The organism is Pseudomonas linyingensis, assembly GCF_900109175.1.
Lineage (GTDB): Bacteria > Pseudomonadota > Gammaproteobacteria > Pseudomonadales > Pseudomonadaceae > Geopseudomonas > Geopseudomonas linyingensis.
Genome location: NZ_FNZE01000029.1, coordinates 19,416 through 29,137, shown reverse-complemented (window position 1 = coordinate 29,137; position 9,722 = coordinate 19,416). Strand labels below are relative to the sequence as shown.

Sequence of the window (9,722 nt, the reverse complement as noted above, 5' to 3'; positions counted from 1 at the left end):
GCCGGCGATGTTGGCCTGCGAGGACAACACGTCGAGGCTCTGCGCGCGCGAGGTGCGCGGCGCCGCCTCGAGGGCGAAGGCGGTGATGCCGTGTTCGGCCATGCGCGCGATGTTGGCGGCATCGAACGGGTTGAGCATGCCGACCAGCACGGCGCCGGGCTGCATCATGGCCAGTTCGGCGGCGTCGGGGGCGGCGACCTTGAGTACCAGGGCGGCGCCCAGTGCGGCGGCGGCATCGCCGAGATGGGCGCCGGCAGCGACGTAGGCGTCATCCGGGATGCAGGCAGCCAGGCCGGCACCGGACTGCACGACGACCTGGTGGCCCTGGGCGACGAGTTTCTTCACCGTTTCCGGTGTGGCGGCCACGCGGGTTTCCCCGGCGTGGGTTTCGAGCGGTATACCGATTTGCATGAGCAAATCTCCATTGGCAAACGAAATTGTTGTTGTTCGTCGCTCCCGCAGGACGCCAGATCCGCTGGCTGTGGTGCCGGTGGCGCTGTGCGCGGACCGGCGGCGGGGCCTTGTTGCGCGGGATTGTGCCGGGGCAAGTGCTCGCGGTTCAACTGTTTTGGCTTGAATCGAGACGAAAATTGCAAGTCGACTTTGGCCGAAATGATGGCACTTTCAGCCGAAGGTAGTAGATGAGTGGACGGTTTGCTTTACAGTTTGCCTTACAGTTTATTTGTAAATATATTGTCTTTAGAGTAAGTGTTTGGAGCCATCCGTGTCCGCCATCTGTACCGATTTCGCCCGCCTGCGCGCCAATGCCGCTGTCGCCAGCCAGCTGCTGAAGGTCCTGGCCAATCCGGATCGCCTGCTGCTGCTCTGCCAACTGGCCGAGGGCGAGCGCAACGTCGGCGAGCTGCAGGAGACGCTGGGCATCGTCCAGCCGACCCTGTCGCAGCAGCTCGGCGTGCTGCGCCGCGAGGGGCTGGTGGCCACCCGCCGCGACGGCAAACTGATCTATTACCGCATCACCGATCCGGCCGCGCTGGCGGTGATCCATACCCTGTATCGGCAGTTCTGCTCGGAGGAACATCCATGATCATCGACTGGGCCCATTTCACCCCCTGGAGCGCCTTGGCCGGCGGCATCCTGCTCGGCCTGGCCACCGGGCTGTTCGTCCTCGCCAACGGCCGTATCGCCGGCATCAGCGGCCTGCTCGGCAACCTGCTCAATCCCAAGGCCAGCGGCCGTCTGGACAGCCTGTTGTTCATCCTCGGCCTGCTGCTGGCGCCGCTGCTGTGGCTGGCGTTCGCCGAGCTGCCGGTGATCGAGATGCAGGCCGGCGTGTCGGGGCTGCTGCTCGCCGGTCTGTTGGTCGGCTTCGGTGCGCGCCTGGGCGCCGGCTGCACCAGCGGCCATGGCATCTGCGGCCTGTCGCGGCTGTCGCCGCGCTCGCTGGTGGCGACCCTGAGCTTCATGACCACCGGTTTCGCCACCGTGTACGTCGTCCGCCACCTGATCGGAGCCTGAACATGAGTCGTCTGACTGCATTCATCGCCGGCCTGCTGTTCGGCATCGGCCTGCTGCTGGCCGGCATGGCCAACCCGGCCAAGGTCCTGGCCTTCCTCGATCTGGCCGGCCACTGGGATCCGTCACTGGCCCTGGTGATGGGCGGCGGCATCGCCGCGGCGCTGATTCCCTTCACCCTTGCCAAGCGTCGCAGCCAGTCGCTGACGGGCTGCCCGATGCAGCTGCCGAGCAAGCGCGAGCCCGACCGCCAGCTGGTGATCGGCAGCCTGCTGTTCGGCATCGGCTGGGGCATCGCCGGCATCTGTCCGGGGCCGGCGGTGGTGGTGCTGGGCAGCGGCAATCGCGCCATCCTGCCGTTCGTCATCGCCATGCTGGCGGGTATGGGCCTGTATCGCTGGTATGAAGCGCGTCGCGCGTGAGGCGGACAAAACGGCTAGGCTAGAGCCTTCGCCGGCCTGCGGGCCGGCCCTTACGTGATCCTGTCTCTATGGAAAGGGAGCAACACCTGATGATAAACAAACTGATCGCCTGCACCGCCGGCCTGCTGCTGGCCGGTACCGCCAGCCTGGCCGTGGCCCAGGTCAGCCCGGAAGACCAGATCGAGTTCCGCAAGGCCGGCTACAGCTTCATGTCGTGGAACATGGGCAAGATCAAGGCGCAGGTTGTCGAGGGCTCGGTGGCCTACGATCCGAAGCAGGTGGCCGCCGCCGCCAACGCCATCGCCGCCATCGCCAACTCCGGGATGGGCGCGCTGTACGGGCCGGGCACCGAGAAGTCGGTGGGCAAGGAGAAGACCCGGGTGAAGCCGGAGTTCTTCACCCAGAAGGAAGAGGTCGCCAAGGTGGCCATCGCCTTCAATCAGGCCGCCAACAACCTGGCCAAGGTGGCCGCCGAGGGCGACAAGGCCGCCGTGGCCCAGGCCTTCGGCGAGGTCGGCAAGAGCTGCAAGGGGTGCCACGACCAGTTCCGCATGGACTGACAGCCCATGTGAAAGCTGCTGCGCTCGGTCATGCTGCGTTAAAAAGTGGCTCGGACTGCTCATTTACAGCCCGTAAACTCCGCGCCCTCGCCACTTTTTGCCTTGCCTGACCTTCGCTCGCGACGCTTTCACAAGGCCTGTATGGCTGTTTACCTTGCATGAAAAAGGGCGACCCGCGGGTCGCCCTTTTTGTTGCCTCCCTACCAGGACGGCGCGCTCTGCACCGGTGCGGGTGGCGCGGGGATCCAGCTGCCGTTGGCCGCCCAGATCGTGCCGGCGGCGAACGCGAGGGCAACCACCAGCGCCGGCAGGCTGCCGCCCTTGGCCGGCTTGACCGGCTTGTCGGCCGGCACCCGGCGCTTGCCATGCAGCATGGCCTCCACCAGGTTCTCGCCGTGCACCAGGCGGTAGAACAGCAGAGCCGCCAGGTGCAGCACCACCAGCGCCACCACCAGCCACAGGCCCTGGCGGTGCAGGCTGGTCAGGCGGGCGCTGGTGTCGCTGTCGACCAGGCGGTACAGCGGGCCGGTGAAGGCGATGTCGTCGTTGGCCACCAGGCCGCTGGCGACCTGCAAACCCAGCGCGGCGAGCATCGCCAGTACCGACAGCCAGCCCAGCGGGTTGTGGCCGCCGCCGTGCCATTCGCCGCGCAGGTAGGCCGGCAGGCTGCGCGGCAGGTGCAGCACCTGGCCGAAGCGCACGTAGGTGGAGCCGAGTACGCCCCAGGCCAGGCGGAAGGCCAGCAGGCCGGCGATGGCGAGGCCGAGGCGACCGTGCCAGACCATCCAGTTGCCGCCGACCCAGCCGGTGGCAAGGGCGGCGCCGACGCTGAGCGCCAGCGACCAGTGGAAGATACGGGTGGGCAGATCCCAGATGTGGATATGCAGGGTCATCAGCGTGTCCTTGCCGGTGGAAAGTCTTGTGGGTGAATAGGCGTGCCGGAGGCAGATGCGGCGGCGCCCGCGAGGGGCGCCGCCTTTGGGGCGGTAAGCGCGCCGGCAAGCTGCAGGTCAGGCGCCGACGGGGTGCAGGCCGGTTGCGCGCCGGCGGCGCTTCTGCAGGACGTAGACCAGGCCGAGCAGGGCGAAGCCCGGCAGCCACATCAGCTCCTTGGGCCAGCGCTCGGTGGGGGCGCGCACGTCGAGGATCTGCTGGTCGAACTCCAGGCCGAGGTCGGCGGCCGGGCTGCCGAAGGCGACGTTGTCGATCAGCGTCTTGCCGTCCTGCTGGTACAACTGGATGCCCAGCTTGTCCAGGCGCGCCGCGCCGCTATCGCCGTCCGGCACCGGCAGCAGCACGGTGAAGGTGCGCGGATCGCCGAGGGCGTCCTCGCCCTGGATGCGCAGGCGCAGGCTGCTGTCTGCCTCGACCTCGCCGAGCGCCTCGGCCAGTTGGGCCGGCGGCACCTCGCGGTAGGGGTCGTGAGCCATGTCCATCCAGAGGCCTGGGCGGAACAGGGTGAAGGCCACCAGCAGGAGCAGCAGGCTTTCGTACCAGCGACTCCGCACCACGAAGAAACCCATGGTGGCGGCGGCGAAGATCAGCATGGCGATGGTGGCGACGATGAAGATCAGCACGCCGTGGGCGAAGCCGACGTCGATCAGCAGCAGGTCGGTGTTGAAGATGAACAGGAACGGCAGCGCCGCGGTGCGCAGGCTGTAGAAGAAGGCGACGAGGCCGGTCTTGATCGGGTCGCCCTTGGACACCGCGGCGGCGGCGAACGAGGCCAGGCCCACTGGCGGGGTGACGTCGGCCATGATGCCGAAGTAGAAGACGAACAGGTGCACGGCGATCAGCGGCACGATCAGGCCGTTCTGCTGGCCGAGGGTGACGATCACCGGCGCCAGCAGGCTGGACACCACGATGTAGTTGGCGGTGGTCGGCAGGCCCATGCCGAGGATCAGGCTGAACACCCCGGTGAGCAGCAGCATCAGCAGCAGGTTGCCCATCGACAGCAGTTCGACCAGGTCGGCCAGCACCAGGCCGACGCCGGTCTGCGACACCGCGCCGACGATGATGCCGGCGGCGGCGGTGGCGATGCCGATGCCGATCATGTTGCGCGCACCGGCGATCAGACCTTCGCGCAGGTCGATGCAGCCGTCGACGAAGCTGCCGTGGGTCTGGCCGCCGTCGCCGCGCAGCCAGCCGAGAAGCGGGCGCTGGGTGAGCAGGATGACCATCAGCATCACCGAGCCCCAGAACGCCGACAGGCCGGGCGACAGGCGCTCGATCATCAGGCACCACACCAGCACCACCACCGGCAGCAGGAAGTGCAGGCCGGAGAGCAGCACGGCGCGGGTCTCGGGCAGCACTTCCAGGGGTTTGTCCGGGTCCTCGGCGGGCAGCGGCGGATTGCTCGCGGCGATCTTCAGCAGGCCCAGGTAGGCGACGGCCAGCAGCACGGAAACGCCCGGCAGGGCGTAGTCGCCGAGCGCCGGCTTGAGCCAGCCGAGGCCATAGTAGACCGCCAGCGACAGCCCGGAGATCAGCGCGACGCCGAAGGCGAAGCCGGTCAGGCGGCGCAGCCAGGGCTTGGGCTGGCGCGCGCCGATCGGCTGCAGGCCGAGCTTGAGCGCCTCGAGGTGGACGATGTAGAACAGCGCAATGTAGGAGATCGCCGCCGGCAGGAAGGCGTGCTTGATGATCTCCACGTAGGGCATGCCGACGTACTCGACCATCAGGAAGGCGGCGGCGCCCATCACCGGCGGCATGATCTGGCCGTTGACCGAGGAGGCCACCTCCACCGCGCCGGCCTTCTCCTTGGAGAAGCCGACCTTCTTCATCATCGGGATGGTGAAGGTGCCGGTGGTCACCACATTGGCGATCGACGAGCCGGAGATCACCCCGGTCAGCGCCGAGGACACCACCGCCGCCTTGGCCGGGCCGCCGCGCAGGTGGCCGAGCAGGCTGAAGGCCAGCTGGATGAAGTAGTGGCCGGCGCCGGCGCGCTCGAGCAGGGCGCCGAACAGCACGAAGAGGAACACGAAGCTGGTCGACACGCCGAGGGCGATGCCGAACACCCCCTCGGTGGTGATCCACTGGTGGTTGGCCAGCGCGGTGAAGCTCACCCCGCGGTGCGCCAGCAGGGCCGGCATCCACGGGCCGGCGACGCTGTAGACCAGGAACAGCAGGGCGATCACCGCCAGCGCCGGGCCGAGCGCGCGGCGGGTGGCCTCCAGCAGCAGCGGGATGCCGACGCAGGCGGTGACCAGGTCGAGGGTGGTCAGGTTGCCGGGGCGCTGGGCCAGCTGCTCGTAGGCGATGAACAGGTAGGCGGCGCTGGCGCAGGCGACCAGGCCGAGGGCGATGTCGGCGAGCGGCACGCGGTCGCGCGGCGAGCGCTTGAACGCCGGATAGGCGAGGAAGGCCAGCAGCAGGGCGAAGGCCAGGTGGATCGAGCGGGTCTCGGTGTCGTTGAACACGCCGAAGCCGAACACGAACGGCAGCGGAGAGGCGATCCACAACTGGAACAGCGACCAGGCCAGGGCCAGGCCGGCGATCACCGTGGCCATCGCGCCCACGGGCAGGCGGCCGCCCACGTCCTGGGCGATTAGTTCCTCGGTGGAGAGTTGCTTGTCATGCATGGGATGAACCTGCATCGGAAAACGGATAACGCCAGAACCCGCGGCCTCGCGGCACGCGGGTTCTGGGAGGAAGCTGCGTAGCGGGCGCTACGCCAAGCTTAGTGCACGGGACGGCGGACAGCGTTACAGCCAGCCGCGTTCCTTGTAATAGCGCGCGGCGCCTTCGTGCAGCGGGGCGGACAGGCCGACCTTGATCATGTCCTCGGCCTTCAGGCCCTGGAAGGCCGGGTGCAGGCGCTGGAAGCGCTCGAGGTTGTCGAACACCGACTTGACCAGCTGGTAGACCACTTCCGGATCGGTCTTGGCGCTGGTGGACAGCACCGCCTTGCCGCCGATCGAGGGGGTCGCGGCGTCGTTGCCCTTGTACAGGCCGCCAGGGATTTCGGCCTTGGTGTAGTAGCTCTTCTCGGCCAGCAGCTTGTCGATGTCGGTGCCGGTCACCGGCACCAGCACGGCGTCGACGGTGGTGGTGGCTTCCTGGATCGCGCCGTTGGGGTGGCCGACGAAGTAGGTCATGGCATCGATGTTGTTGTCGCCCAGCGCGGCGGCCTGCTCGGCCGGCTTCAGCTCGGCGGCGAGGGCGAACGCGGACTTGTCCCAGCCCTTGACGCGCAGGATCTCGTCGAGGGTGTCGCGCTGGCCGGAACCGGGGTTGCCGATGTTGACGCGCTTGCCCTTGAGGTCGTCGAAGCTGGCGATCTTGGCGTCGCGGCGGGCGAGGATGGTGAACACCTCGCTCTGCAGGGAGAACACCGCGCGGATGTCGTCCATCGCGCCTTCGGCCTGGAACGGCGCTTCGCCCTTCATCGCCTTGTACTGGTGGTCGGACTGCATGATGCCGAAGTTGAATTCGCCGCTGCGGATGCCATTGACGTTGGCCACGCCGCCGCCGCTGGCCGGGGCGTTGCACTTGATTTGGTGCTCGGCCGAGCCGCGGTTGAGGAACCGGCAGATCGACTGGCCGGCCACGTAGTAGACGCCGGTCTGGCCGCCGGTGCCGATGGTGACGAACTTGTCCTGTGCCTGAACGGTGCCGCCCAGAGAGAGGCCTGCCAGTGTTGCCGACAGGGCCCATGCCAAGGTTTTGCCTTTCATGGAGGTGCTTCCTTCTTCTGTTTGTTGGGTCTGCCGGCGCGCTTGTGGAACGCGGCAGACCGGCAAGTTTACCTGCAAAAGAGTCCTGTTCCGCCAAGTTCGGGCGGAAAACCCTGTGCAGAGTGTAGAAGGTCGCGGCGCCGCGGGCCGGTCAGTGCGGCAGGGCCAGCAGCAGGGCGGCGCTGTGCAGGTCGGGCTCGCCGTCGTGGCGCTCGGGGCGGTACTTCATCTGGAAGGCGGCCAGCACGTTGCGGGTCGCCTGGTCGAGCTGGCCGTGCTGCGGCACCGCATAGCCGACGCGCTCGAGCTGGTGCTGGAACCAGGCCACCTCGGGTACCCGGCCGTCCAGCTGGCGCAGCTTGTCCTGCACGCTGGCGGCGGCGGGCCAGGGGATCAGCCCGGCGGCGGCGAGCTGGCGCCAGGGGAACAGCGGTCCCGGGTCGACCTTGCGCTGCGGAGCGATGTCGCTGTGGCCGACGATGTTGACCGGCGCCACGCCGTGGCGGGCCTGGATGTCCTTGAGCAGGACGATCAGGCGGTCGATCTGTGCCTGCGGGTAGGGGTGCCAGCGGCGCCCGTCGGGGCCGTCGGTGTAGCCCGGGTTGACGATCTCGATGCCGATCGAGCTGGCGTTCAGCCAGGTGCGCCCGCGCCACTGGCTGTCGCCGGCGTGCCAGGCGCGGCGGTTCTCGTCGACCATGCGGTAGATCTTCGCCCGGTCGGCCGGCAGCAGGTAGTGGGCGCTGACGCCGCCGCTGCTGAGGGTTTTCAGCGAGCGTGGCAGGTCGCTGGAGGTGTAGTGGATGACGATGAATTCGACCCGGCTGCTGTGGTCGACGGAGCGCTGCGAGTCGTCGAAGCGCAGGCCGCCGGCGCAGCCGCCGAGCAGCAGGGTGAGGGCAAGCAGGGGGAGGATCTTCATGGTACGCAGAGGGTGGGCTGTGACGCGGGCGTCCAGCATAACCCGTCCGCTTCAGTTCGCGTGCGGCAGGGCGATCAGCTGCTGGTCGCGCAGGGCGGCGGGCAGGCGGATTTCCACCGCCACCGGCAGGTGGTCGGAGATCGGTGCGTCGAGTACCTGCATGCGCTCGAGGGTCAGCTGCGGGCTGAGCAGGATGTGGTCGATGCAGCGCTGCGGTTGCCAGCTGGGGAAGGTGGCGCAGGTCTGCGGAGCGATCAGGCCGAGGTCGCGCAGCGGCGAGTTCTCCAGCAGTTCGCTGGCGTGGGTGTTCATGTCGCCCATCAGCACGCAGTGGCGATAGCCCTGGATCAGCTCGCGGATGTAGGCCAACTGGCGGGTGCGCGCCTTGGTGCCGAGGGCCAGGTGCATCATCACCACCGCCAGCGCCTCCGGACCCTCGCCGAGACGCAGCAGGATGGCGCCGCGCCCGCGCGGGCCGGGCAGCGGGTGGTCTTCCAGCAGGCTGGGGCGCAGGCGGCTGAGCAGGCCGTTGCTGTGCTGGGCCAGCGGGCCGAGGTTGCGGTTGAGCTGCTGGTACCAGTAGGGGAAGTTGCCGAGCTGGGCGAGGTGTTCGACCTGGTTGACGTAGTCGGAGCGCAGGCTGCCGCCGTCGACCTCCTGCAGGGCGACCAGGTCGAAGTCGGCGAGCAGGGCGCCGATGCGCTGCAGGTTCACCGCGCGGCCGCTGTGCGGCAGCAGGTGCTGCCAGCTGCGGGTCAGGTAGTGGTGGTAGCGGCCGGTGCTGATGCCGACCTGGATGTTGAAGCTGAGCAGGCGCAGGCACTCGCCGAGACCAGCGTCGCCGCTGGCCTGCGGATTGCGCCGCGCGGCCCGGCTGGCGGGCGCGCGGGCGGTGATCCAGCGCCTGAGCATGGCTCGCGTCGCTTACTGGGCGGGGGCGGGCTGGGCGGCGCGCTCCTTGGCGATCAGGTGGTCGGCGACCTGGATCGCGCCGCCCGGGCCGCCGGCAGTGCCGAGGTCGAAGCGGTACTTGCCATTGACCACCAGTACCGGTACGCCGGTGATCTGATAGGCCATCGCCAGCTTCTTGGCTTTCTCCATCTGGCCCTTCACGGCGAAGGAGTTGAAGGTGCTGAGGAACTTGTCCTTGTCGACGCCCTGGCCGGCGAGGAACTCGGCCATCTCCTCAGGGGTGGCCAGTTTCTTGCCTTCGCGGTGGATGGCAGTGAACACGGCGTCGTGCACCTTGGCTTCCACGCCCATCGCCTCGAGGGTCAGGAACATCTGGCCGTGAATGTTCCACAGGCCGCCGAACAGCGCCGGGATGCGCACGAAGTTGACGTCTTCCGGCAGCTTCTCGGCCCACGGCTGGATGGTCGGCTCGAGCTGGTAGCAGTGCGGGCAACCGTACCAGAACAGCTCGACCACTTCGATCTTGCCGGGCTGGGCCACCGGTACCGGGCTGCCCAGTTCGACGTACTGCTTGCCGGCCTGGATGTCCTCGGCTTGAGCGGTGGCGCCGAACAGGCTGAGACCGGCCAGCACGGCCGAGAGAATCAGGTTACGCATGCTTGACTCCTGAACAGGATGACGTGGGGTGCGGCTGGCGATTGGACACCGATGGCCGCGGACGAATTCCCAGCGATTGTAGGCGAGACGGGCAAAA

At 68.1% G+C, this 9,722-nt stretch carries 11 protein-coding genes; 4 read left to right on the top strand and 7 right to left on the bottom strand.

Annotated features, from left to right (window positions below; genetic code table 11):
- Positions 1–411, bottom strand: a 411-nt coding sequence (locus BMZ19_RS21640; protein WP_483153919.1) for a Rossmann-fold NAD(P)-binding domain-containing protein, incomplete at its 3' end; no start/stop codon positions are given.
- A 313-nt stretch (positions 412–724) separates the two neighbouring features.
- Here BMZ19_RS21640 and BMZ19_RS21635 point away from each other — a divergent pair.
- The 4 genes from BMZ19_RS21635 to BMZ19_RS21620 all read left to right on the top strand — a co-directional run bounded on the left by BMZ19_RS21635 (position 725) and on the right by BMZ19_RS21620 (position 2,455).
- Complete coding sequence (locus BMZ19_RS21635; RefSeq protein ID WP_244517297.1) at positions 725–1,045, top strand: ArsR/SmtB family transcription factor; 321 nt, start codon at positions 725–727, stop codon at positions 1,043–1,045.
- A complete protein-coding gene (locus BMZ19_RS21630; protein WP_090313777.1) occupies positions 1,042–1,476 on the top strand; it encodes a YeeE/YedE family protein in 435 nt (144 codons plus the stop codon). Before BMZ19_RS21635 ends, BMZ19_RS21630 begins: the two co-directional genes overlap by 4 nt.
- Before the next feature lie 2 nt (positions 1,477–1,478).
- Entirely contained in the window at positions 1,479–1,895 is a 417-nt protein-coding gene (locus tag BMZ19_RS21625) for a YeeE/YedE family protein (protein WP_090313774.1), read from the top strand.
- 89 nt (positions 1,896–1,984) lie between these two features.
- Positions 1,985–2,455, top strand: coding sequence for a c-type cytochrome (locus BMZ19_RS21620; RefSeq protein WP_090313771.1), 471 nt, complete (start codon positions 1,985–1,987; stop codon positions 2,453–2,455).
- Positions 2,456–2,655: 200 nt separating this feature from the next.
- Here BMZ19_RS21620 and BMZ19_RS21615 read toward each other — a convergent pair whose 3' ends face one another.
- The 6 genes from BMZ19_RS21615 to BMZ19_RS21590 all read right to left on the bottom strand — a co-directional run bounded on the left by BMZ19_RS21615 (position 2,656) and on the right by BMZ19_RS21590 (position 9,625).
- Positions 2,656–3,348: a cytochrome b/b6 domain-containing protein gene (locus BMZ19_RS21615; RefSeq protein WP_090313769.1), complete on the bottom strand. Its 693-nt coding sequence runs from the start codon at positions 3,346–3,348 to the stop codon at positions 2,656–2,658.
- A 117-nt stretch (positions 3,349–3,465) separates the two neighbouring features.
- On the bottom strand, positions 3,466–6,039 hold the full coding sequence (locus tag BMZ19_RS21610) for a TRAP transporter permease (protein ID WP_090313767.1): 2,574 nt from the start codon (positions 6,037–6,039) through the stop codon (positions 3,466–3,468).
- 123 nt (positions 6,040–6,162) lie between these two features.
- On the bottom strand, positions 6,163–7,134 hold the full coding sequence (locus BMZ19_RS21605; protein WP_090313765.1) for a TAXI family TRAP transporter solute-binding subunit: 972 nt from the start codon (positions 7,132–7,134) through the stop codon (positions 6,163–6,165).
- A gap of 151 nt (positions 7,135–7,285) precedes the next feature.
- On the bottom strand, positions 7,286–8,056 hold the full coding sequence (locus BMZ19_RS21600; protein ID WP_090313782.1) for an N-acetylmuramoyl-L-alanine amidase: 771 nt from the start codon (positions 8,054–8,056) through the stop codon (positions 7,286–7,288).
- Positions 8,057–8,107: 51 nt separating this feature from the next.
- Positions 8,108–8,968 carry an endonuclease/exonuclease/phosphatase family protein gene (locus tag BMZ19_RS21595; protein WP_090313763.1) on the bottom strand — a complete coding sequence of 287 codons (861 nt, stop codon included), beginning with the start codon at positions 8,966–8,968 and terminating at the stop codon, positions 8,108–8,110.
- A 12-nt stretch (positions 8,969–8,980) separates the two neighbouring features.
- Entirely contained in the window at positions 8,981–9,625 is a 645-nt protein-coding gene (locus tag BMZ19_RS21590; RefSeq protein WP_090313760.1) for a thiol:disulfide interchange protein DsbA/DsbL, read from the bottom strand.
- Between the last annotated feature and the right edge of the window lie 97 nt (positions 9,626–9,722).